This is a genomic window from Cysteiniphilum sp. GTC20157, from assembly GCF_055396795.1.
The window spans coordinates 2,033,235-2,057,799 of sequence record NZ_AP044698.1 but is presented as its reverse complement, the minus strand read 5'-3'; the positions used below and the strand labels follow the sequence as shown (position 1 = coordinate 2,057,799).

Here is a 24,565-nt window from a genome sequence, read left to right as displayed (position 1 = left end):
GAGGGTTGTTCAGTGCTATAAACAAAAAAAATATGAGGTGAGCATGAAGTTTATGAATGAAATATACAGAGAATATTCTACGACTGAGAAAAAAGAGTCAGGAACACCTGCTCAGCAGATGACTAAAAGCATGAGCTTTTTGGGATTGATGGGGGTGATGCTGACAACTAGTGTACTATTTGGCTGCGGAGGAGGAGGCGGATCTTCAAATGATAATCCTTCAACGGGTAGCTATAAAGTTGATTATTCTGCTCAGATGAGCTCGACTGAAGTAGCTTATAGCAAATTAAGTATTGCTATAAATAAAGTGCAGCAGTTGGATGGGTTTTCAGCCCAAACTACACCTGAAAGTTACTCAGTCAAAATAGTGGAAACCCCTAATATTCGTATTAATGGCAGTTGTAGCAATGTTCCAATTGGAAAGCTATGTGAGTTAGATTTATCATTAAAACCATCTGCAGCTGGTAAGGAAACTTTAAATTGGCGTGTTGTCCTACCGAATGGTGTAAGCAAATCTGAACATACAGTTATTAAAAAGAGTAGTTTACAGGTTAACCTTTCCAAGGATTCTGTTTTGCCATTAGACAAAGCAAAGGTTGTCACGCTAACGAATATTAGTGACACTAATTTTTATTTTAACAAACCAATTTTTGTTGATAGTTCAAATCATGAGCTTACAACTGCCACAATATCCAATAATACGTGTATAAATGAGCTTAAATCTGGTGAACAATGTAGTTTTGATATTCAATCAACTGTAGATAAAGCGCAGGGATATTTAAAATTAGATTTGGGAGAGGGCTACCTCGCTCAAGTTAGCTTTTCAAAGATTGTGGTAACAGGTGCCAAGACCCAAGATATTCCAGCCAATGCTGCCAAAGGTGTCACTTACCCGTTTACCTATACTTTTAGCAACACCAACACGACATTACCAGCGACAGGTGTTAGTTTTACGAATGTATTTCCCGCAGCGGACTTCACACTAGATACGGCGAATAGTAGCTGTAATGGGAAAACAACAATCGCGGCGAACAGCAGCTGTACTTGGAAAGGCTCTTTTACGCCAGGCACCGATGGTGATAAGACAATGAGCTCAACCTTGCATTATGCTGAGGGCAGTGATGTGAGTTTGACGAGTGCTTCTCAAGTGGCAACAGTTGCTATCACAGGCACCAAAACACAGGATATTCCAGCCAATGCTGCCAAAGGCGTCAGTTATCCATTTACGTATACCTTTAGCAACACCAACACGACATTACCCGCGACAGGTGTTGGTTTTACGAATGTATTTCCCGCAGCGGATTTCACACTAGATACGGCGAATAGTAGCTGTAATGGGAAAACAACAATCGCGGCGAACAGCAGCTGTACTTGGGAAGGCACTTTTACGTCAGGAACCGATGGTAATAAGACGATGAGTTCAACCTTGCATTATGCAGGGGGCAGTGACGTGAGTTTGAGCAGTAGTTCACAGGTATTACTTGCTACCACACCAATCAATACAGCCCCAGGGGGGGCTGAAAATGGTTGGGATTGGCCGACTCCAAGGTTCGAAGCAGCCAAAAAGGCTGATAGTTCAACATGCTCTGATGCAGAGTATGACAAATTAACTGGGTTAATGTGGGCTAAAGATGGCAGTGCATCAGGTCAAAAGGATTGGGCGGGTGCAAAGACATATGCTAATAATTTAAGCTTATGTGGGTATAACGATTGGCGTTTACCGACTATTAATGAGCTAGAAAGCCTTGTAAATTACTCGGATACAACTTCACCTGCACACTGGTTAAATACTAACGGTTTTAATAATATTCAAGTGAGTTATTATTGGTCTAGCAATGTTTATTCCTTCTCAGGCGGTCACGCGTGGGACGTTAATATGTCTTACGGTAGTGTGAGCAGCCTCAATCAGTCGAGCTACTACTATGTGTTGCCTGTTCGCGGACCAAATTGATTATTGGGTGATTTGATTATTTAAAGGCTACAAAGGTATTGATATAAATGGCACAGTATGAACATTTACCAATATATAACAAAACATTGGCATTTGCGGTTTACATAGAAACAATTGTGCGTAACTTTAGTCGCTACCATAAATAAAATTTAAATTAGGAGCACCCCAAGCGGCTTCGCCGCAACTAAACATAGCAATAACTTGCGGGTGCTTTTGATGGTTGAAATTGAACAAAAACAGCAAGTTATTCAGGAGAAAAAAATGAGAAAAATTGAAAAAAACAAAAAAATATCCATGCTGCTTAGTTTAATAGCAATTTTGAGTTACTCCAACTATACCTTTGCTAGTACTGGTGCTGTTATTCAAAATACAAATCCTACAGATACAGGCTCAGGGCAGTGGCCTAACCCAAGATTTGAATCAGCCAAGCAGGCTGATAACTCTACATGTACTGATGCAGAATATGACAAATTAACTGGGTTAATGTGGGCTAAATATGGTAATACAGCAGGCGCAAAAAACTGGACGGATGCAAAGACATATGCTGATACTTTAAGCTTATGTGGATATAATGACTGGCGCTTACCGACTGCTAATGAGCTAAGAAGCCTTGTAAATTACTCGGATACAACTTCGCCTGCACACTGGTTAAATACTAACGGTTTTAATAATATTCAAGTGAGTTATTATTGGTCTAGCAATGTTTATTCCTTGTCAGGCGGTCACGCGTGGTGTGTTAATATGAGTTACGGTCTTGTGAGCCACTACTTTCAGACGCGCTTCTCCTATGTGTTGCCTGTTCGCGGACCAAATTGATTATTTGATTATTCAGAGGCTCCTAAGATTCACCATAGATCTAAACCATTGTCATCGCATGCTAGGATTATAACTCTAGGATAGCGGTGATGGTTCTAATTTCCGTCATCTGCCTTGGCTTTCGATTCTATAATCGTTAAATGACGTATAAGCCCACTGCCAAGTGGCTTTTTTGTTTGTAAGTTTCCTGCAAACGCGACTTAATTACTGAAGTTACGCACTTTTGCTCAACTACCCCACCTCGCAGGCTCGGTACCCCTTCACAAGTGAAAGGGAATTAAAAAGCCGAAGTCACATGCTCCCCTTCGTTAGCGAAGAGGTGGATGCGAAGCATGCGGGGTAGGTTTTAAAAAAATCGCAAAGTGCGTACTCCAGTTAATTAGTAACCCTACGTAATAGGTATCACTTTTAGCAAAATAGGAACCAGAATGCTAATAATAATTAAACCGAACGTCCATTTGAAATTATTGTCAATCTTGTTATTGAGCTTTGCTATGCGGTTGCTGAATCTGGCTTCAACGCCATCGATTTTATTGTCAAGCTTTGTTATTTGCTCATCAATTTTCTTGTCGAGCTTTCTTTATTGAATATCACAGTTGAGTAATATAGATACGCACGAAACACCAAGCTATCAAAATGGGCGTAGAGATAGAACAAAAGAGCCGTTAGATGTCTATTTGCAGCCAACAACAATAACAACTACGACATCACAATTTATGGCTTTAAGCAATGAGTTATTTGTTAATGTCCACATTGCCAATGTCCATGAATAAGGCAGCATACCATGGTGCCAATTACTCTACACTCTCCATCTTTCTTGGCATTGCTTACATGTGTAGATGCACTGAAGCCATATGAAGTGCCTAGTAAGAATGCTGTAATTAAAATTATTTTTTTCATGATTCCATCCTCGATTATAATTTAACTTAATTGTTTTTATGACAGTAATACACTATCCCGATTTATTCAACGCTAATAAATCATTGCGGGCATCTCCAAAAGGTAAGAAAAAGTAAAATGATTTACGATGGTTATATAATAAGAATTCCCCAAAGATTAATCGTTTGGGTTTGCTAAGCTTACCATCCATGATTATGGATTGCCGCAGTAAACGCGACAATCTAATTTGCCCAGATGGCAATTGTTAAAACTTCTCTACACAAGGGGAATTAAAAGTTGCGAGTTTTCAGGGAAGTTTTGGCTATATGGTAATGAAGATGATCTTGATAACATATAAATACAATTATATACACTATTGAGATATCAGGCTGGGATTAATTTATTATGCTAACGATATCAAAGAACATGGGGAAAGGAACGTAATAAAAATGAGGGGAGTGTTTTATGCCAGCAGCTAATCAATATGGCTATAATTTTGAGTCTCAAATATCTCAACTTTATGGCAAGTCAGCAGCTGAAGTAGTCTATGAATTTTCAGCTCAAAAGCTCAGCTATGAAGATGTTGCAAAAAAGACGGGTTTTGCGCTACCTACCGTTCGTAAGTGGTGTCGACGCTATAATATCAAGCTTTTTAGCAAAAAGTATCACAGGGGTGTCAGTGAAACAGCTTTTCAAAAAATGTTTAAAAAAAATGAAGTTAATTACTATAATGTCTTAAGTAGACCATGGCATAAAGATAGGGAAATATGAACTAATATGAATATTTTGCTAATAAATAATGAGGTAAGCTTAACCAATGCAATTAAGCTTTTTTTTGTCTCACGGCACCTGTGGCAGGTTAAAAGCTGCCTTCATGCTCGTGAGTTGACGAATCTAAGCAAGTCAAGCTTAGGTGAATATGATGCCATTATACTTAACATTAACCTACCATATGAAGATGGCATTTCATTATGCAAGAGGATTCGGAAAGTAAGCGATCTACCCATTCTGATTATGGCTGATATCCAACAAATTGTAGGCAGTCATTTGCCTCAAAAATTAATGCTTAATCAGGATGAAGTTAACTTAAGCGCTTTAACTGTTAAAGCCATGAATGCTGGAGCGGATGATTTGGTTGCCTGTGATATTCCTGTCAGTGAGCTTTTTGCTCGAGTCAAAAATGTGGTCAGTAGATGTACAAGTCGCGCTAGATCGAGTGAGCTAGAAGATATTAATCACAGATACATGTTTAGCTTTGCGGTGAATGAGCATGTCTTCTTTGATATGAGAAAAATGCATATATCTTCTGACTTTGGTTTGGATGTTGAGCTAACCACAAGCGAAGGTGAACTGCTTGTCATTTTCCTGAAAGCACCGCGTAAAATGCTGTCACGTGATTACCTTATCCAAAAGATTAAAATGCGAGATTACCATGGTTCAGGCGATCGTTTCATTGATGTTAGAGTTGGCATGCTTAGAAAAAAATTGCTAGATTATCAGCACAAATACATCCGCACGATCCGAGGAAAAGGCTATTTTTTTGACGCGGAAACTGTCAAAGCGCTTTCTTAATGCTTATAATGCATTATAAAACACATTAAGGTTAGGTGTGTTTGGCTATTAGGTGATGGTTTTAGAGACGTTTGTGCTGGGTGTATAAGTTCAGACATGTAAAGGGAATGGTATGAAAAAAAGCAGTAAAATACTATTATTTGGCTTGATTGTGGGTGTTTTTATGCTAACGCTGGCAATGAATTTTTATTTGTACTCATTAAACCGTCAGGTGCATCAAAAAGTCTTGGTGGTGGAAAGTCAGCTCAAAATACAAAATAGATATACGGATATGATGGATTTTGCTTATAATTTTATGTCACGTTTAACCAGTGAGATTCTTTTTGATGAGCCCAAGTATTACCAAAAACATCTTACAACAAATGTATTTGATCTGCTAAAAAGCAATAAAGATTGGGTTAAAACCGTTCTTCACTATAGTATTTCTGGGGTGACGATTTCTAATAACGGTCAATCAGTGTTAAAAGCACACATAACTTTTATTAACAAGCTAGATAAAGAGCAAACCTTTGTGGTGTACCTATACATAGAAGGCGAAACTGGACAATTTATTATTACACATATAAAGGATCATGATATTAAAAACCCTAGTATCCACCAAGAAGCTTAGCTGAATATTTACGCAAAAGGAGTGTGTTTCAATGCTAAAAAAGATACTTATAGTCGAAGATGATAAAGAAATTGCAGAGAACTTGCGTGAGCTATTTAGCCGCAAAGATATTCAGGCATATAGCGTTTTAGATGGTCAAAACCTTGAACGGCTATTGAAGTTTCATAAATTTGATCTCGTTATTTTGGATTTGATGTTGCCTTATAAAAATGGCGTGCAATTATGTCAGGAAATCAAAGCGCTTGCGGATGTCCCTATTATTATGATTAGTGCTTTAAAGGACCCTCATGAGAAAATCAATGCGCTTGAGCTTGGTGCTGATGATTTTTTGGATAAACCGGTTGCCGTAGAGGAGGTTATTGCTAGAGCTGAGCGCATAATCAATCGCAAAGTATCCTATAAGGCTGAAACACAGTCGCAAATTAAGCAATATAAATTTGGCAATTGGCAATTGGATGTTAATCAAATGAAGTTAACTTCAGATAACGCGATCACGGTGGCTTTAAGTAAACAGCTGTTTGATATCCTAATACTTTTTGTTACGCAGCCGCAAGCGTTGTTAACGCGCAATTATATTGCAAGTATGCTATATGGGGAGGAGCATGAGCACTATGATCGTTCGATTGATGTCGCCATTAGTAAATTAAGAAAGCGCTTGCAAAGTGCAGGGGGTGATGATGACTATATTCAAACGCGACATGGTAAGGGCTATTGCTTTAATCTAGCGGTTGTCACCGAGTAGCGAGATCATGTCTAAGTTGGCTCGAGTTAGTGTCGCTTTTTTTGTGACAATTTTAATCGCTGTAGTGATGGTGATGTTTTACACCTATCGACAGATAAGTAATGATGTGAGTTTGCAATTGCACCATCGTGCGCTATGGAATTTAATGGATATCGTAGAATACGGCAGAACACAGCCGGATAAGTTGCTGATCCAAACCATGTCTAAAGAGCATTTTCGCTATATGAACTTAGACCAATTTTACTTAGATCTTGATGTCTCGAGGCTGCCTTTATACGTCCCATTAATTAATGCTAAAGATAAAAAAGCGTTACTGGAATATAATGATAAGCACGATTTAGGTCACCGTTTCTCATTGTATATTAAACCAAACCTATGGCTTAATGTTGCCATAAAGCCTAACTACAATTATCTATTGGCCAGTGTATCTGGTCATATTGCCATTATGCTATTCTTATGTTTGATATTATTGTTTTCAGCCTTTATTATTTATCGCTTGGCACGCAATATTAATCGTGTTTATGAGATGGCTGATGGTATTGGCATCACGCCAAATAGGTCAGTATTTATGAGTATTGTTGATGGCTCTCAGGAGGTTTTTGATCTGCTGCGTAAAAGGGTTGATGATTTGATTAATACAAGAACGCAAATTATCAGTAGTATCTCGCATGATCTAAAAACCCCTTTAACTCGGATTAATTATCGCCTGCAATTGCTTGAAATTGAACAGGAGCTGAAAGATAAATGTTTGCAAGACACCAAGGAAATGCAATCAATGATCAACGAGCTGGTTAGTTTATCGCGTTTTGAAGAAATACAAAAAACGCAGCTAGACTTAGATGCGCTAGTAGATACAGTGGTTGAACGATATATTGAGCAGGGTATCAATGTCAATTATATAGCGCCAGATAGTCAGGTACATTTCTATGGCAGTGAAGAAGCACTGGTGAGGATTCTCTACAATGTCATTGGTAATGCAGTTAAATTTGCCAATACAGTGGACGTGCGTTTGCATGTAAATCAAGCCAAGATCATGCTAAGTGTTGAGGATGATGGTCCTGGTGTGCCGGATGATATGGCGCTTAATGAGTTGTTTCGTCGCAATGTGCAAGCGAATAATCAAGATATGTCACGCACACAACAAGGTAGCGGTTTAGGTCTTGCGATCGTGTATGAGTTGGTGCATCAAATGGGTGGGAATATTGAATTGAGAAACTTATTCCCTAAAGGTTTTGGTGTTCATATTGCCTTTAATTAATTAAAGTATGCTATCGCTATAATCAACATCATGGTTTATTCATATCGCGTTTTCAAGTACACTAGTCAGCGTTTTTCAGGCAATAATATACAAGTGAATTAAGGTAAAATAACGTGACTAAAAGAGTAAAAACGCGTTTTGCCCCGAGTCCTACGGGGTATTTGCATGTTGGTGGGGCAAGAACGGCACTTTTTTCGTGGGTCTATGCGCGTAAAAATAACGGCGAGTTTGTGTTGCGTGTTGAGGATACTGATCTTGAACGCTCAACACCGGAAGCTGTACAGGCAATTTTAGATGGTATGGAATGGTTGGGGTTGCATGCCGATAGTGAACCGTATTATCAAACTCAACACTTTGATCGTTACCAAGCGGTTATTGATCAACTGTTAGCAGAAGGTAAAGCATATCGCTGCTATTGCTCGCGTGAGCGTTTGGATCAGCTAAGAGAAACGCAAATGGCGAACAAACAAAAGCCACGTTATGATGGGCATTGTCGCCATCTTGATGTCAGCGAAGAAGATGTTTCAAAGCCTCATGTCATTCGTTTTAAGAATCCTGAAGAAGGCATGGTCAGTTGGGTTGATGCAGTTAAAGGCGAAATCACGATTGCTAATAGTGAGCTGGATGATTTGATTATCAAGCGTTCAGATGGCGCGCCGACGTATAATTTTTGTGTCGTTGTTGATGATATGGATATGCAAATTACCCATGTGGTGCGTGGTGACGATCACGTCAATAACACGCCGCGTCAGATTAATCTGTATCTTGCGTTGAATGCTGAAGTGCCAGTATTTGCACATGTGCCGATGATTTTAGGCGATGATGGCAAGAAGCTTTCTAAACGCCACGGTGCAGTTAGTGTCATGCAGTACAAAGAAGATGGCTATTTACCACAAGCATTGATTAATTATCTTATCCGCTTAGGCTGGTCGCATGGTGATCAAGAGGTCTTTACTATGGATGAGATTTTGCAGTACTTTGAGCTAGATGATATCAATGCTTCGGCATCAGCATTTAATACAGAAAAATTAAATTGGCTTAATCAGCATTATATGCGTCATTTGCCAACAGAGGAAGTTGCAAAAGAGCTCATTTATCACTTTCAAACTCAAGGCTTAGATGTGAGTAATGGTCCCTCGTTTGATATGCTTATTCCGGTGATGGCAGAAAAAGTGAAAACGTTAAAAGAATTGGCTGAGCAATCGACTTATTTTTACCGTGAGTTTGATAAGTTTGATGAAAAAGCTGCCGCTAAGCATTTAGTTAAATCTGCTGCAAGTGTGCTTGAATATGTCAAAAATAAGGCCGAGGAATTAAATGATGGGCTCTGGCAAGACGAAGCTGCATTGCATCATTTGTTAAAGGATGTTGCCAGCGAGTTAAATCTTGGCATGGGGAAAGTTGGCATGCCCGTGCGTGTTGCTATAACCGGCTCTGGGCAGTCGCCTGATATCGGATTAACGCTGAAATGGCTTGGTAAAGAGCGTGTTATATCGCGTTTACAGAAAGCGATTGATTTCATTGATCAATAAAGTCTAGGGTATAGTGTATATAACACACTGGACACAGCCAATAATGCTCGGCATACTTAATGCTCAAAACAGGGTTGGTGGAGACGTATGGCATGTTGGTGAAAAGATTGGATAAAATCACTATTTATACGCTTTTTATTGGAATAGTTGCCATTGTTTGTGCAATGACCTTAGCTTATTACTTTCCGATATTGAAGAAGTCGCAACTTGCGATTTTGCTTGGTGAAGTGACAATAGTTATTCCATGGCTTGTGTTTATCATCTGCTTATTATTATCACTTTTTCAGAACTCAAAGCATTAGCATGATTTGCTTAAAAAGTAGTCTTATGCTTGTGTTAATAGCCTTTACATAAAAAGAACACTTTTCGCTTGCGCCGATAGCTTACGCTCTATATACTGCTTGGCGTAAAATTAAGGGATAAAATCTAACGATGCTAGCAAACCGAAAACTATATAAAAGGCACTTTTTTGCTTTCCAAATGATCCTTGTGATCCTAGGGAGTTTGCTATGTCTTTTATGGGGTAAAAGCTATGCCGTTGGTTTCCTGTTAGGCTCATGTTTGATGTTTGTAGCCAATGTTGTTTTTTTATTACGTCTTTTTTTGCGCAAAGCGCAATATCATCCTTTCAAAGAAGTGTGCATTTTATATGCTTGTGAGTTTGCAAAGTTAGTCATGGTTGCCGTGGGCACCGTGTTGATTGCAATTTATGTGCAGCCGAAATTTTTACCGTATATTGCCGGTCTTTTGGTGTTGCAACTGGCAATGTGGTTTATGCCGCTTTTTATGAAGTTAACCCATTTAAAATAAACCCTAAACAAATAAGAGAAGAGTGATATGGCAGGAGAAAGCTTAACTTCTTCAGAATATGTAAGGCACCATCTTCACCATTGGCAGGTGAGCTTGGGTGATTCTTCATTCTGGACGCTAAACTTAGACACCCTTATAGTCAGTATTGTATTGGGCGTGTTTTTCTTAAGCTTAATGTATTTAGCAGCAAGAAAGGCAAGTTCAGATACCCCAGGTAAATTCCAAAACGGGGTCGAGCTGATATGTGAGTGGATCGATGGCGCGGTGGCGGATACCTATCATCATAAGCGTGATTTCGTTACTCCGCTTGCGATTACGATTTTCGTATGGGTTTTGCTCATGAACTTTATGGATTTGATTCCAGTAGACTTGGCAGGGCGCCTGATCGTGCTTTTTGGTGGCTCTTCTGAAGCGTACTTCAAGATCGTGCCAACGGCTGATCCAAATTTGACTTTTGCGTTATCATTGAGCGTCTTTATCTTGATTATTGGTTATAACCTTAAGGCTAAAGGTGGCTTTGGCTTATTAAAAGAAATTTTAAGTGCGCCATTTGGGATCTGGGCTTTCCCATTAAATATCGCCTTTAGAATCATTGATGAAGTGGTCAAACCGTTGTCATTATCACTGCGTTTGTACGGTAACTTATTCGCAGGGGAGCTGATCTTTATCTTGATTGCTTTATTGCCATGGTGGATTCAGTGGACACTAGGTGGATTGTGGGCGATTTTCCACATCTTAGTTATCGTGATCCAAGCGTTTGTATTTATGATGCTAACAGTGGTTTATTTGAATCTTGCACAAGATGACCATTAATAAAAATTAAGAATTAAAAGAGTTAAAAACTAAAACTAAAAAAACCAACTAAGGAGAAAAAAATGGAAATGTCATTACAAGTACTAGGTCAATTAAACGGTCTAACAGCAATTGCCGTTGCGTTATTGATTGCTTTACCTGCATTAGGGACTGCGATCGGCTTTGGTGTGTTAGGTGGTAAGTACCTAGAAGGTGTGGCACGTCAACCTGAATTAAGCGGTATGTTACTAGGGCGCATGTTTATCGTGGCAGCTTTCGTTGATGCGTTTGCGGCAATCTCAATTGCAATCGGTTTCTTGGTTCTTTATGCAAATCCATTAGCAATTAACGGTTTAGCAGAAGCTGCGACAAAAGCATTAGGTGCATAATTAACGATAAATCCTGAACATATCCACAAGGAGAAATCATGGATATTAATATTACGCTAATCGGCCAGATGATCACCTTTATCATCTTTGTCGGTTTTACCATGAAGTTCGTTTGGCCACCGCTTAAAAAAGCGATGGATGAGCGTCGCGCTAAAATTGCCGATGGCTTGGCTTCGGCAGATCGTGCCGAAAAAGAACTAGAAGTTGCTAAAAGAAAAGCGCAAGAGCTGATCCATGAAGCAAAAGCACAAGCGACTAAAATTATTGAGCAAGCCAATATGCGTGCGATGCAGATTGACGAAGAAGCCAAAGAAGCAGCACGTGTTGATGCAGATCGTATTCGTAAAGCGGCTAATGATGAAGCGGAAGCACACATGATTGCAATGAAGCAAAAACTACGCAAAGAAGTCGTAGGTATTGCAGTTGCTGGTGCTGAAAAGCTTATTGGTAAAAACATTGATATGACGACCAATAATCATTTATTGGAAGAAATGGCAGCTGAACTTTAAGAGGTACGATCATGGCAGACTTAACGCCGATTGCAAGACCTTATGCGCAAGCTGCTTACGAGTATGCTAAGGCACATAATGTTGTTGCAAACTGGAATAATATGCTACTTAATCTGTCAGAATGTGTGACAGATCATCAGGTTGCATTGTTGCTTGATAATCCTGCCTATTCTCAGTCAGATGTATCCGTATTGATATTTGATGTCTTAAAAGACGTGCTTGATGAGCATGGTAAAAACTTTGTCAAATTGGCTGCAGAGCATAATCGTTTGACAGTTATACCAACGATTTATAAGTTGTTTTTATTGCATAAAGCTGAAGATGAGAAAGCGAAAAAAGCCAAGATCACGACAGCGTTTGAAACTTCTGATGCAGAAATTCAAAAATTAAAAACAAAACTTGAGCAGAAATATCAGTGCGCAATTGAAATTGACGTGGCAGTTGATGCGAGTTTAATTGGTGGAGCAACGATTGAGATTGGCGACCATGTTATCGATGGGTCAATCAAAGGCAAGCTTCAAAAATTACAGCACGAGCTACAAGCTTAAACAAGATTAATAGGAATAAAGACTATGCAGCTTACTCCAGCAGAAATTAGTGAATTAATAAAAGAGCGTATTGCCAAGTTTGACAATGCGCCACAAACAAAAACAGAAGGTACTATTGTTTCTGTTTCCGATGGTATTATCCGTATTCATGGCTTAAATGAAGTTGCCGCAGGTGAGATGATTGAGTTGCCTGATGGTGTTTATGGTCTAGCCCTTAACCTTGAGCAAGACTCAGTGGGTGCCGTTGTACTAGGTGATTATGAGCATATTCAAGAAGGTCAAAAAGCGTATTGCACTGGACGCATTTTAGAAGTCCCAGTAGGTGAGGCGTTATTAGGTCGTGTGGTTGATGCGCTTGGTAATCCAATCGATGGCAAGGGTGACATTAAAACAGACGTCACTTCTCCTGTTGAAAAAGTCGCCCCCGGTGTTATTTGGCGTCAATCCGTTGATCAACCAGTGCAAACAGGTATTAAAGCAATTGATGCAATGGTGCCAATTGGTCGCGGTCAACGTGAGTTGATTATCGGTGACAGACAAACCGGTAAAACAGCGGTAGCCATCGATGCGATAATCAACCAAAAAGATACGGGTGTTAAGTGTATTTATGTTGCTGTTGGTCAAAAAGCATCATCAGTAGCTGAAGTCGTTCGTAAACTCGAAGAGCACGATGCCTTAGCGCATACGATTATTGTTGCAGCTAATGCCGCTAATTCAGCAGCGCTTCAATACTTAGCTCCTTACGCCGGCTGTGCGATGGGTGAGTATTTCCGTGATCGCGGTGAAGATGCCTTGATCATTTATGATGATTTAACAAAACAAGCATGGGCATATCGCCAGATTTCATTATTGTTGCGTCGTCCGCCAGGGCGCGAGGCTTATCCTGGGGATGTTTTCTATCTTCATTCAAGATTGTTAGAGCGTGCAGCACGCGTTAATGCTGAGTACGTTGAAAAAGCAACAAACGGTGAAGTCAAAGGTAAAACAGGTTCATTAACAGCGTTACCGATTATTGAAACGCAAGCAGGGGACATTTCAGCATTCGTTCCAACTAATGTGATTTCAATTACCGATGGTCAGATTTTCTTAGAGACAGATTTATTTAACGCAGGTATTCGTCCAGCGATTAACGCAGGTAACTCAGTATCGCGTGTTGGTGGATCAGCGCAAACTAAGATCATTAAAAAGCTAGGTGGTGGTGTACGTTTGGCACTAGCACAATATCGTGAACTTGAAGCGTTTTCACAATTTGCATCAGATCTAGATGATGCAACACGCGCACAATTAAAGCGTGGTGAGCGTGTGATGGAATTGATGAAGCAAAAGCAATTCTCACCACTGAGCATCGCTAAAATGGCATTGTCGCTATATGCTGTTGATAAAGGCCTCTTAGATGAGATTGAACTTAATAAAGTTGGATCATTTGAAGCCACATTACACGCTTTTGCTGAAAGTCAGCATAAAGCCTTAATGGATGAGATCAATAAAACATGCAACTATAATGATGAGATTGCGGCTCAACTTGAAAAAGTGATCAAAGAGTGCAAAGAAACGCAATCTTGGTAATAGGAGGGTATCATGTCTGGTAGTCGTGAAATACGTACTAAAATTAACAGCGTTAAGAATACCCAGAAAATTACGCGTGCGATGGAGTTGGTTGCAGCCAGTAAAATGCGCAAAGCGCGTGATCGTATGGAAGAAGCAAGACCTTACGCTCATTATGCGCTTGATATTATTCATCACGTTGTGCGTGCCAGTATGGAGTATACACATCCATACTTTCAAGCGCGTGAAGTTAAACGTGTTGGCATGGTAATTATCTCAACAGATCGTGGTTTATGCGGTGGCTTGAATATTAATTTGTTTAAAGAGGTATTAAAGTCGATTAGGCATTACCAAGAGCAGAAAGTTGAAGTTGACCTATGCTTAATCGGATCTAAAGCTGAGAGCTTTTTTAAGCGTTTACGTCAGGTGAATATCGTCTCTGTTGCCAACTTTCACGATGGTGACACGATAGGCTCAATTACCGGTGCGGTATCGGTAATGGTCAAAGCATTTGATGAAAATAAGCTTGATAACTTAATGCTGTTTAGCAATAAGTTTGTCAACACCATCAAACAGCAACCGACTAAAGAGCAGTTATTACCGATCCTTAAACCAAAAGAAGGCGCTGTAAAAGAAGATAAGTCGATTACAGGGCATTGGGATTACTTGTATGAGCCAGGTGCTAAGCGCGTGTTAGATGTGTTGTTAGTGCGTTATATTGAGTCGCAAGTTTACTGTGGCGTGGTTGAGAATCTCGCGTGTGAACAGGCAGCTAGAATGCTTGCGATGAAAAATGCAACGGATAATGCCGGTGACATTATTAATTCACTGAAGTTGCAATATAACAAAGCACGTCAAGCAATGATTACGCAAGAGCTCGCGGAGATTGTCTCCGGTGCTGCGGCAGTTTAAATTTAAGAGGACATAAAAATGAGTATGGGTAAAATTAGCCAAATTATCGGCGCGGTGATTGACGTAACTTTCCCGCGCGATAATGTGCCAAAAGTTTATGATGCGCTAATTGTTAACGAGACAGGCTTAACATTAGAAGTACAACAAGAAATCGGTGATGGTGTCGTGCGTTGTATCGCGATGGGTTCATCAGATGGTTTAAAGCGTGGGCTTCACGTTAAGAATACGAATGCACCAATTTCAGTGCCTGTAGGGCATGGTACTTTGGGACGCATTATGGATGTATTGGGCAATCCAATCGATGAATGTGGTCCAATCAAATCCGATGAAAAGCAACCAATTCATAAAAAAGCACCTGCATTTGAAGATCAAGCGTTAAGTGCCGAGATTCTTGAAACAGGGATTAAAGTAATTGATCTTATTTGTCCATTTGCGAAAGGGGGTAAGGTTGGCTTGTTCGGTGGTGCTGGTGTAGGTAAAACCGTAACTATGATGGAGCTTATCAATAACATCGCTAAAGAGCATAGTGGTTTTTCTGTGTTTGCAGGCGTTGGTGAGCGTACACGTGAAGGTAATGACTTTTATCATGAGATGAAAGACTCCAATGTATTAGACAAAGTATCATTGGTTTACGGGCAAATGAATGAGCCACCAGGAAACCGTTTACGTGTGGCATTAACAGGTTTGACGATTGCTGAGAGCTTCCGTGATGAGAATCGTGATGTATTGATGTTTATCGATAACATTTATCGTTACACATTGGCAGGTACTGAAGTATCAGCACTTTTAGGACGTATGCCATCAGCTGTGGGTTATCAGCCAACACTTGCCTATGAGATGGGTGTATTACAAGAGCGTATTACATCAACTAAAACAGGATCAATTACTTCTGTGCAAGCAGTATATGTACCTGCGGATGACTTAACAGATCCATCACCCGCAACCACTTTCTCGCATTTGGATGCAACAATTGTATTGTCACGTCAAATTGCGGAATTAGGTATCTATCCTGCGGTTGATCCATTAGATTCAACGTCTCGTCAGTTAGATCCTCTAGTGGTTGGTCAAGAGCATTACGAAGTAGCACGTAGTGTGCAACAAACGCTTCAACGCTATAAAGAGCTCAAAGATATTATTGCAATTTTAGGTATGGATGAATTATCTGAAGAAGATAAGTTAACTGTATCACGTGCGCGTAAGATCCAACGTTTCTTATCACAACCATTCCACGTGGCTGAAGTCTTTACCGGAAACCCTGGTAAATACGTACCATTGAAAGATACGATTGCGAGCTTTAAAGCGATTGTTGCCGGTGAGTATGACCACTTACCTGAGCAGGCTTTCTACATGGTTGGAACCATTGAAGAAGCAATTGAAAAAGCCAAGTCAATCTAAGAGGTATCAGTGATGTCTGATAAACTACTGACAGTCAATGTGGTGAGCCAAGAAGGTTCAGTCTATGAGGCGCATGCCAAAATGGTCAGCCTCAGAGGCACGGAAGGGGAGATGGGTATTGCTTTTGGCCATACACAACTGTTATCGACCTTGCCACCTGGTGTCGTCCGCGTTGAACGTGAAAATAATGAAAAAGATACGCTTTATATCTCTGGTGGCATCTTAGAAGTTCAGCCACATCAAGTGATTATTCTCTCTGATGTGATGGAACGTGCTAAGGATCTTAATGAAGCTGCTGCTGAGAAGGCGCGTCAACAAGCCGAAGAAGCATTAAAGAAAGCGCGTGATAGTGACAAAGTAGAAGTCGAAGAAGCACGTCAAATGCTAGCTGAAGCTGAAGCACGCTTAAAAGCGCTTAAAATTCTAAAAGGTGTTAATGCCTACTATAATGATTCAGATAAATAATTATGTAACAATGCATAAATAAGTTGCATCAGCTAGTACCTCGCCCCTTGCGGGATTGCTCGTGTAGCTTAAGCTGCACGGGTGAGGGGGTAATTAGAGCGCAACTTATTCTTGATTCATTACGATCTCTTTCTTAATCTATACCACATAACTATAGCGAGTATCAGCTGAATAGCAGCTGTGGTCAGCGATATCTTCACAACAATATCATAGAGGCTTCGACTTACGCTCAGCCAGCGCTTATACAATCAAAGTAGATTGGAATATTGTTATCACCATTAATTGGGTGTTGGATATTAGTTGGTAGAGGAAGCTGTTTGAAGAACAAATAAATTTTCAATGACAAGGTGATAGAAGTATTTCCATGCAACATAACCAATAACCAGTGCAGCAATAATGAGTTCAAAGACTGCCAAGTAATGAATTTGACTAACATATTGCGGTGCTAGATTTAAAGTGTTTTCTGCCCAATAAGCGGTTTTAAACAATGCAGTTGAGCCAATAGCCATAGGAAATGTAAATGCCGCAAACCCAGGAGAAAAGCTTAAGCTCATTAATTTAACAAAGCTTAAATAGATCATTGCAGTCATTAATATTGCGATGCCAAACAATAGCATGACAATAATAGGTGATGGATCCTGAGTAACCGTTAAATAGCCAGCCAATGATAAGCTAGCAGGGGCTGCAAAAATCGCAATGGTTGGTTTAGCTACATCAGGAATCTCATGCGTAAACATCACGCGATATAGCATTAACGGCAATAAAATGGCATAACTGATTAAACCAAAATACAATAGTGCACTTGCCAGTGGTTGTAGTACGCCACCAGGAAAAGCAACGTCAGCGACGATAATACCAACAGGTGGCACAAACCATGATGGCACCATATGGTGTAGTTTAAATTCACGCATACGATGATAAACAAATGCAGCCAGAAAAAGTAAGTGAATAGTCACTGCAAAAACCCATATAAGCTCGGCAGCAAGATGACTTGCATAATTAATGCTGTTGGAGATGATCATTAATGCCATGGCGAAAGTGGGTACCACGCTACCAACAACAGGATGGGCAAGATCTTGACGCAACTTCTGTGGCCAAACAATAAATTTAGCAGCGACAAATAATAATAAAGTGCTAGCAATAATTGCTGAAGCGATTTGTAAGCTATGATTGGCAGGTAATGCGTTTTCAGCACACCAACCCAAGCCTGAAATACCAAGGGCTAAACCAGCCATTGGTGTCGGGACTTTTTCTAAAAAACCATGTAATTTCTGAGTCATGATAAACACCTCTATGAATATTGTTATGGTGTTAGTTTATGTTGACTCTTATATAAATAAAATTTGTTAAAATTTATGGGTTGGATTGAAATTATTTATTGGTGATCCAGTCGAGCCACTCTTCGGTAAGCTCTGAGATGTGCGCGCGTTTATTTTGCACAATAAGCAGATCTCTTTCAAGTTTCATTTCAGTACATTCAAGGATGTGAATGTTTGATTCATTGTATAAGGCAGATAGTGAAACACAACCAATGGCATTGCTATTTAATACTGCAAGAATAATGGCTTCACTACTACCAAGCTCCAAGCATAAATTCAATTGATAATCAAATAATGGCAATAGGGTTTGCTCGATTAGCGTGCGACTGCCTGAGCCTTTTTCTCGCAGAATAAACGGGTGGTTTTTCAGTGTTTTAATATCAACCGTTTTTTCTTTGGCTAACGGATGATCTTTATGCACAAAGAGCTTTAATTCATCTTTAGCAAAGGCAAAACAATTGGTCTGATTACTTAAGCTAGCACTTTCAATAAAACCTAAGTCTGCTTGATGTGAAATCACGGATTCAATAACTTGTTCACTATTACTGATGCTAAGAGATAACTCCACTTCAGGGTGCTGTTGTTTAAAGGAAGACATAAGTGTCGGCAGGATATAATTACCAATCGTATTACTTGCGGCAATATGTAAGCTACCAATGAGCGCTTGTGTGTGTTTGAAGAAATGCTCAATTTTATCAGTAGTTTCTAAAAGCGCCATTGCCTTGGGGTAAAGCTGTTGTCCATGATGGTTGAGTACGATTTTTCGATCAATTCGATCAAAGAGCTTAACACCAAGCTGAGTCTCAAGGGATGATAGTGCTGTACTTAATGCAGGTTGCGTTAGATTCAAGCTTTCCGATGCTTTGGTAATGCTACCATGTTTGGCAATGGCAGCAAAGATAAGTAATTGTTTGTGTGAAAGCATGTTTTACCTAAGTAGTTTTAATGATGTGATAAAGCAAAAATAAGTTGAGTCATAATATCCCCTCACCATCCAGCTTAAACTGCACGACCTCTCCCGCGAGGGGAGAGGTATCAGCTGATGCAACTTATTTATAAATACTCAAAACCTTTTTTAAAGTTGAAATTATGTTCAGCTTCAATGTGTCTTACCGTACCTGATAATGAGCGCATCACAAGACTATGTGTTTGCGCAAATTGCCCTTTGCGCTTAACACCTTTGAGCATCTGTCCATCGGTAACACCGGTGGCAGCAAACAATACATTGCCAGAGGCAAGGTCATTTAGATGATAGACTTTATTTAAATCATCAATACCCCATTTCTTAGCACGTGCTTTTTCATCATCGTTTCTGAAGATCAGGCGACCTTGCATTTGTCCGCCAAGGCAACGTAATGCTGCCGCTGCGAGCACACCTTCAGGCGCACCTCCTGTGCCCATATACATATCAATGCCGGTATCCTCTTGTGCTGTTGCAATGACTGCTGAGACATCACCGTCCCCAATAAGGGCAATGCGAGCACCAGCTTCACGCACTTTGCGAATAATATCTTCGTGACGTGGGCGATCTAAAATACAGACAACCAACGCTTCAATAGGGACTTTTTTAAATTGAGCCAAGTTTTTCAAATTCTCAGCAGGTGTTGCATTGATATCGATGATATCTGCCGGCATACCATGCCCACCCACAGCAATCTTTTCCATATAAACATCAGGGGCATTTAAAAAACCACCATCTTCTGCCATCGCAATCACTGCTAAGGCATTAGGTCCACCTTTGGCAGTAATGGTTGTGCCCTCTAGCGGATCAAGTGCGATATCAACCTTAGGACCGCCTTTACCAACTTTCTCGCCAATATAAAGCATGGGTGCCTCATCTCGTTCACCTTCGCCGATGACGACAGTACCATCGATATCTAGACCATTTAAAGCGCGACGCATCGCATCAACAGCAACTTGGTCAGCAGCTTTCTCGTCTCCTCGACCCATTTGACGCCAAGCAGATAAAGCGGCAGCTTCGGTGACACGAACAGTTTCTAATGCTAAATTACGATCCATTATTCTATCCCTTAGTTTGTATGCGCACTGTTAAATTTAACACACAATAAGTTGCGATGTGTGTGAAATCATTACAAAGAATCTAGCGCTTGTTGAAAATCGCCAGTATTGTAACAATTGTGTGGTTAAAAGGGTATGGGTTTTTTGATGTACCCCCTCAATTTGGGACAATGAGTCCACCAGAATGAGGAGTAAAAAATGGCAAAATCTCGCCACACACAAGAGTTCAACAATGAAGCGGTGAAGTTATCTCTAGAAAAAGATGCTAATCATAAACAAATAGCGGATAATCTGCCTTAGTGATAACCTGCTACAAAGGCTACAAGCTTTGAACTATTCGGGATTTCCGAACGGTTCAGTGTGAAGTGCCTTTGTTGTGAACAATAGCAAGCTTAAAGCCACCATCAACATATTGTTTCATCAAGAAGTTAAGTAATGTCTGGTAAGGCAAGCCCTCGTGCTCAGCTTTTTCTTTAAAAGCGGCAAGCGTTTCTGGGTCTGGCTTAAAAGAAATTGGTTTTCTGACTTTCTGCATGGTTGCCTTAGCCATTTGCTCAAGCTGTGCTTTGCGCTTTGTAAACTCATCCTCTGCGATGGGCTTGTATTCCCCGCGCTTATCAGCTTGCATAATAGTTTCTTCAATGGAATCAAGTGCTTTTATGTTATTTTTTTGGGATGTATTACGCATTTGTATCGCCTCCAAATCGTTTAGTTTGCTTACGGTCTGCATAAGCGGTAATCAACCTTAGGTTATTGTTACGCTGTTCTGTGGCAACAGAGTAAACATAGTCACCAATACGAACGCGCAGAATGCTTTGGCTAGGGTGATTAACATTATCGTCAATCGCTAGTAAATCACCATTTTCAATTGCTTCAACAATCTGTTCAAATGAGATATGTCTTTCTTGTTTGAGCTGTTTATTTTTCTTTTCATCCCATTCAAACATTTAACACTGCCGTTATTTCGTATCTGTAGTTATTTTAGTAAATACTCAGTATATATCAAGATGTTTTCGAAAATACGTTAAGTTTACACAAACTTGCTGTTGGTTTTATTGCACACCGCTAATGCTTGCTTAAATGTGAATATTTCATATTTTTTCCTTATAATACATGTGCAAGCATCATCATGGTGCCGTCAGACCTGTCGGTACCATAATTTCTAATAGGTATAATCTGATGAAATTATGCAGATTTTTTTGTTACCTATAGGTTTTTTGTTTCTCTTTTGTACTGCTTGGTGATTACGTCTGTATGTCTTTTTTTATAGGGCTTTAAAGCTGGCGCACCCGAGACGATTTGAACGTCCGACCTTTGGCTCCGGAGGCCAACGCTCTATCCAGCTGAGCTACGGGTGCAAAACTTTGCAATCTAATAACATTGCAGGGCTGTGAAGTTAGCAAAAATCGACATTAAAATCCAGTAACATATGCCTGAATCCGCTGATTTTAATTTTTCAAACTAATTAATTAACTCTAGCAGGTGAACAGCAGGGTGATGTAATTGTTTATTGCTAAAACGTTTAACCTGACAGCGACAAGAGAAGCCTGTTGCAAGATATTGCTTGTTCTGATTCCCCAATTCTATTTTCTTTTGCCAGCTTGAAGCATAAATCTCTTTGGATAATGTAAGATTATCTTTTTCATGTCCAAAAGTACCAGCCATACCACAACAACCAACCTTTTCAATTATAAGCTTGGCACCAAACGCTTTAAAAATTTTCTGCCAGTGAAGCATTGATACTGCAGCAAGTGCGCGTTCTGAGCAGTGAGCTAATAAAGACAATGTTGTCGTGTGCTCTTTGACTGTAATATTAATGGTTGCTAGCTGTTTAACAAGCCATTCCTGTAACAACTCAACTTTAAATTGTACTTGGTCTTTTAACACCGTGCGATACTCATCACGATAGACTAAGGTCATGCTTGGATCAATGCCAATAAGCGGGACATTTAAGCGAGCAATTTGATTATAAAAGTCAGTAGCACGTGCGGCTTTTTTGTGGAAGTAAGTTAAAAATCCTTTGACGTGTGCAGCTTTGCCATTTTCATAAAAGGGTAATACAAAGACATAAAAACCAAGTTTTGTTAATAGGTCATATACTGCCAAGACAACGTCAGCGTTGTAAAAGCTTGTAAATGCATCTTGCACTATGCAGACTGTTTTTTGAGGGTTGATTGCCTGTTGTACTTTTAGTTTTTCAATGCTAAAGCTTGGCGCATTACGTTTTCTAAGACCTGCTTTTAAGGTTTCCTTAGACAGAAGTGGTGCATCAACAAGTTTCAGTTTATTGTTTACCCATGCTTTTATAAAGGGCATGGACTGCACTGAGTTCATTAATGAAGGGATTAAGCTCTGCCATTTGGCTGTTTGTTCTACATATTTGATGGCATAATCCTTTAAAGGGCGTTTGTAGCGTTTATGATATTCTGCTAAAAACATTGGTTTCATTGCCGGTATATCCACCTTGATTGGGCAAGCAGTGGCACATGCTTTGCAGCCTAAGCATTTATCAAGCGATTGATAGACCTCGTAAGAGAAGTCATTTTTGTTGGCGTTTTGTCTTTTATTGGATGCAGCAGTAGAAAATGGATTAGGTTGATAGCTTTTCTCGGTAAGTTGTTTTAACCATTCACGTAAAAGTGCGGTGCGCCCCTTGGGGGAGTAAACCCAGTTATGTGACACCTTAGCGGATGGGCACATCACTTGATCAGGATGGTAATTTAAGCAAGCGGCATTGCCATTGCAATCAAATGCGCCTGAGAATAGCTTTTGGGTATTGCTATCAACCTTAGCATCTTCACTGCCGCGAAAGGGGCCATTGACCTTAACCAGTTCATCATTGCTAGCAAAAGGCACAACGATTTTCCCTGGATTTAGTTTGTTATACGGGTCAAATGCTTTTTTGATTTTCTGCAAAGAAGTATGCAGTTCATCACCAAAGTAGTCTTTGACGTATTCACTTCTAAAGCCTTTGCCATGTTCTGACCAATAAACACCGCCATATTTTTTAACAAGATCATTAACCTCTTTGGTTAATTTGACAACCAACGCTTGATCTTTTGGGTCATTCATATCCAAAGCTGGACGCATATGCAAGCAGCCAACATCAACGTGACCAAACATTCCATAACGCAGGTTATAACTATCCAAAAGCGCTCTTAGTTCAACAATATAATCAGCAAGATTTTCAGGTGGAACAGCAGTATCTTCCATAAATGGAATGGGCTTTTTGGCACCCTTCATCGCACCTAATAAGCCCACACCTTTTTTGCGCAGCTCCCATAATACAGTCATTTCATCTTGATCAGTTGCAAGATAGAAACTACGTTCTTGCGTGTTTAGATGTTCTTTTGCCTGCTTTATTAAGGTGCTGAGCTCTTCAGCGCTATGAGCAATAAACTCAACCAAATTAATGGCAGCAATGGCATGATTGGTGTGTACTTCCAGCATAGGGCGAATTTGCGGGTAAATCTCATCCTCTTTAGCCAGTTTTAGAATATTATCATCAATGGTTTCAATCGCTGCAGGGTCTAAGCTCAATAGGCTTTTAGCATCGCGTAATGCTAAGTCAAAATCACTATAGCTAATCGCGAATAAGATTTTGTGACTTGGAATAGCAGTGAGTTTTAACTTAAGCTTGGTAATAAACGCCAGTGTGCCTTCAGCACCTGAAATCAGATAATTAAGATTGACACTATGTTTATGCGGATCATAGCACTTAGCAAGATTGTATCCTGTCATAAAGCGATCAAGTTTTGGAAATTGCGCAGTGATCTTGTCATATTGGGCAATAACTTCAGTTGCGATTGATTGATAAATTTTACTCAATATTGAGTGTCGCCTAGAGTGTTTATCAATAAGTGTATCTAGATTATTGGCATCTATTTTTTCAAATGACACGCGCTGACCATCACTTAATACGCATTCTAATTCCAGCAAGTGCTCACTGGTACGCCCATAGATGCGCGAGCCTTTACCGCAGGCATCGGTACTTGCCATGCCACCAATGGTAGCGCGATTACTGGGTGATAAATTAGGTGCAAAAAACACTTTGTGTGGTGCAAGCACTTCATTAAGCTGATCTAGTACAACGCCAGGCTCAACAGTAACATAATTTTCTTTTAGATTGATATCTAAAATATTATTCATATAGCGACTGGTATCGATAATAATGCCAGAAGTTAGCGATTGACCATTGGTGCCAGTGCCAGCTCCACGTGCGCTAAATTTAAGCTCTTGAAAGGCTTTGCTGTTTGCCAAAGTGAAAATCTTGAGAATATCAGTATGTTCTTTAGGGAAAAGGACAAGCTCAGGCACGACTTGATATATACTATTATCAATTGAGCTACTGACTCTGGTGGCGTAATCATGCTGTATATCACCTTTAAAGCCTGAAGTTAGCAGTTCATTTGTAAATGTTTTGCAGAGGGTGTGTTCAGTGGAAAACTTATCAAGAATAGGCAACATCGCGTAATGGTATATATTTTTTATATTGCACTAGT

General features: G+C 39.9%; 25 protein-coding genes and 1 tRNA gene. 19 read left to right on the top strand and 7 right to left on the bottom strand.

The features are described from left to right. Positions 1-43 precede the first annotated feature (43 nt). From ACZ5V8_RS09275 to ACZ5V8_RS09185, 19 genes are all read left to right on the top strand, one after another. Positions 44-1,951 (top strand): Lcl C-terminal domain-containing protein, encoded by a 1,908-nt coding sequence (locus tag ACZ5V8_RS09275; RefSeq protein WP_464217553.1) that lies wholly within the window; start codon positions 44-46, stop codon positions 1,949-1,951. A 261-nt stretch (positions 1,952-2,212) separates the two neighbouring features. Further along, positions 2,213-2,767 carry an Lcl C-terminal domain-containing protein gene (locus tag ACZ5V8_RS09270; protein ID WP_464217552.1) on the top strand — a complete coding sequence of 185 codons (555 nt, stop codon included), beginning with the start codon at positions 2,213-2,215 and terminating at the stop codon, positions 2,765-2,767. A 596-nt stretch (positions 2,768-3,363) separates the two neighbouring features. Beyond that, positions 3,364-3,540 carry a hypothetical protein gene (locus ACZ5V8_RS09265; RefSeq protein ID WP_464217551.1) on the top strand — a complete coding sequence of 59 codons (177 nt, stop codon included), beginning with the start codon at positions 3,364-3,366 and terminating at the stop codon, positions 3,538-3,540. 571 nt (positions 3,541-4,111) lie between these two features. After that, positions 4,112-4,417, top strand: coding sequence for a hypothetical protein (locus ACZ5V8_RS09260; RefSeq protein WP_464217550.1), 306 nt, complete (start codon positions 4,112-4,114; stop codon positions 4,415-4,417). 6 nt (positions 4,418-4,423) lie between these two features. Beyond that, a complete protein-coding gene (locus ACZ5V8_RS09255; protein ID WP_464217549.1) occupies positions 4,424-5,218 on the top strand; it encodes a response regulator transcription factor in 795 nt (264 codons plus the stop codon). 112 nt (positions 5,219-5,330) lie between these two features. After that, positions 5,331-5,828 carry a hypothetical protein gene (locus ACZ5V8_RS09250; protein WP_464217548.1) on the top strand — a complete coding sequence of 166 codons (498 nt, stop codon included), beginning with the start codon at positions 5,331-5,333 and terminating at the stop codon, positions 5,826-5,828. A 31-nt stretch (positions 5,829-5,859) separates the two neighbouring features. After that, complete coding sequence (locus tag ACZ5V8_RS09245; protein WP_464217547.1) at positions 5,860-6,570, top strand: response regulator transcription factor; 711 nt, start codon at positions 5,860-5,862, stop codon at positions 6,568-6,570. Positions 6,571-6,577: 7 nt separating this feature from the next. After that, positions 6,578-7,828: a sensor histidine kinase gene (locus ACZ5V8_RS09240; protein WP_464217546.1), complete on the top strand. Its 1,251-nt coding sequence runs from the start codon at positions 6,578-6,580 to the stop codon at positions 7,826-7,828. Positions 7,829-7,941: 113 nt separating this feature from the next. Continuing rightward, complete coding sequence (gltX, locus tag ACZ5V8_RS09235; RefSeq protein ID WP_464217545.1) at positions 7,942-9,360, top strand: glutamate--tRNA ligase; 1,419 nt, start codon at positions 7,942-7,944, stop codon at positions 9,358-9,360. A gap of 92 nt (positions 9,361-9,452) precedes the next feature. After that, positions 9,453-9,662, top strand: a complete 210-nt coding sequence (locus tag ACZ5V8_RS09230; RefSeq protein WP_464217544.1) for a hypothetical protein — start codon at positions 9,453-9,455, stop codon at positions 9,660-9,662. A gap of 130 nt (positions 9,663-9,792) precedes the next feature. After that, positions 9,793-10,170 carry an ATP synthase subunit I gene (locus ACZ5V8_RS09225; RefSeq protein ID WP_192483600.1) on the top strand — a complete coding sequence of 126 codons (378 nt, stop codon included), beginning with the start codon at positions 9,793-9,795 and terminating at the stop codon, positions 10,168-10,170. Positions 10,171-10,197: 27 nt separating this feature from the next. Next, complete coding sequence (gene atpB / locus ACZ5V8_RS09220; protein ID WP_117002282.1) at positions 10,198-10,983, top strand: F0F1 ATP synthase subunit A; 786 nt, start codon at positions 10,198-10,200, stop codon at positions 10,981-10,983. Positions 10,984-11,045: 62 nt separating this feature from the next. Continuing rightward, positions 11,046-11,351, top strand: coding sequence for a F0F1 ATP synthase subunit B (locus ACZ5V8_RS09215; protein ID WP_117002281.1), 306 nt, complete (start codon positions 11,046-11,048; stop codon positions 11,349-11,351). 38 nt (positions 11,352-11,389) lie between these two features. Further along, positions 11,390-11,860: a F0F1 ATP synthase subunit B gene (locus tag ACZ5V8_RS09210; protein WP_192483602.1), complete on the top strand. Its 471-nt coding sequence runs from the start codon at positions 11,390-11,392 to the stop codon at positions 11,858-11,860. Between the two features lie 11 nt (positions 11,861-11,871). Beyond that, positions 11,872-12,408 carry a F0F1 ATP synthase subunit delta gene (locus tag ACZ5V8_RS09205; RefSeq protein WP_464217543.1) on the top strand — a complete coding sequence of 179 codons (537 nt, stop codon included), beginning with the start codon at positions 11,872-11,874 and terminating at the stop codon, positions 12,406-12,408. 24 nt (positions 12,409-12,432) lie between these two features. Further along, on the top strand, positions 12,433-13,974 hold the full coding sequence (gene atpA, locus ACZ5V8_RS09200; RefSeq protein ID WP_464217542.1) for a F0F1 ATP synthase subunit alpha: 1,542 nt from the start codon (positions 12,433-12,435) through the stop codon (positions 13,972-13,974). Positions 13,975-13,986: 12 nt separating this feature from the next. Then, a complete protein-coding gene (gene atpG / locus ACZ5V8_RS09195) occupies positions 13,987-14,865 on the top strand; it encodes a F0F1 ATP synthase subunit gamma (RefSeq protein ID WP_440615394.1) in 879 nt (292 codons plus the stop codon). A gap of 18 nt (positions 14,866-14,883) precedes the next feature. Continuing rightward, on the top strand, positions 14,884-16,260 hold the full coding sequence (atpD, locus tag ACZ5V8_RS09190; RefSeq protein ID WP_440615395.1) for a F0F1 ATP synthase subunit beta: 1,377 nt from the start codon (positions 14,884-14,886) through the stop codon (positions 16,258-16,260). Positions 16,261-16,272: 12 nt separating this feature from the next. Then, positions 16,273-16,725 carry a F0F1 ATP synthase subunit epsilon gene (locus ACZ5V8_RS09185; RefSeq protein WP_440615396.1) on the top strand — a complete coding sequence of 151 codons (453 nt, stop codon included), beginning with the start codon at positions 16,273-16,275 and terminating at the stop codon, positions 16,723-16,725. Positions 16,726-17,021: 296 nt separating this feature from the next. Here the strand turns inward: ACZ5V8_RS09185 and ACZ5V8_RS09180 are convergent, their stop codons facing one another. The 7 genes from ACZ5V8_RS09180 to ACZ5V8_RS09150 all read right to left on the bottom strand — a co-directional run bounded on the left by ACZ5V8_RS09180 (position 17,022) and on the right by ACZ5V8_RS09150 (position 24,530). Then, positions 17,022-18,005: a TDT family transporter gene (locus tag ACZ5V8_RS09180; RefSeq protein ID WP_464217541.1), complete on the bottom strand. Its 984-nt coding sequence runs from the start codon at positions 18,003-18,005 to the stop codon at positions 17,022-17,024. A gap of 91 nt (positions 18,006-18,096) precedes the next feature. Beyond that, complete coding sequence (locus ACZ5V8_RS09175) at positions 18,097-18,969, bottom strand: LysR substrate-binding domain-containing protein (protein ID WP_464217540.1); 873 nt, start codon at positions 18,967-18,969, stop codon at positions 18,097-18,099. Between the two features lie 128 nt (positions 18,970-19,097). Continuing rightward, positions 19,098-20,063, bottom strand: a complete 966-nt coding sequence (gene glpX / locus ACZ5V8_RS09170) for a class II fructose-bisphosphatase (protein ID WP_440615399.1) — start codon at positions 20,061-20,063, stop codon at positions 19,098-19,100. Positions 20,064-20,418: 355 nt separating this feature from the next. After that, positions 20,419-20,751, bottom strand: coding sequence for a hypothetical protein (locus ACZ5V8_RS09165; protein WP_464217539.1), 333 nt, complete (start codon positions 20,749-20,751; stop codon positions 20,419-20,421). After that, positions 20,744-21,010: a BrnT family toxin gene (locus ACZ5V8_RS09160; RefSeq protein ID WP_440615401.1), complete on the bottom strand. Its 267-nt coding sequence runs from the start codon at positions 21,008-21,010 to the stop codon at positions 20,744-20,746. Before ACZ5V8_RS09160 ends, ACZ5V8_RS09165 begins: the two co-directional genes overlap by 8 nt. A 334-nt stretch (positions 21,011-21,344) precedes the next feature. After that, positions 21,345-21,421: transfer RNA gene (locus ACZ5V8_RS09155), tRNA-Arg, on the bottom strand. A gap of 103 nt (positions 21,422-21,524) precedes the next feature. Next, the gene (locus ACZ5V8_RS09150; RefSeq protein ID WP_464217538.1) at positions 21,525-24,530 is read right to left on the bottom strand and encodes an FAD-binding and (Fe-S)-binding domain-containing protein; all 3,006 of its coding nucleotides are present in this window, start codon (positions 24,528-24,530) and stop codon (positions 21,525-21,527) included. Positions 24,531-24,565: the final 35 nt, after the last annotated feature.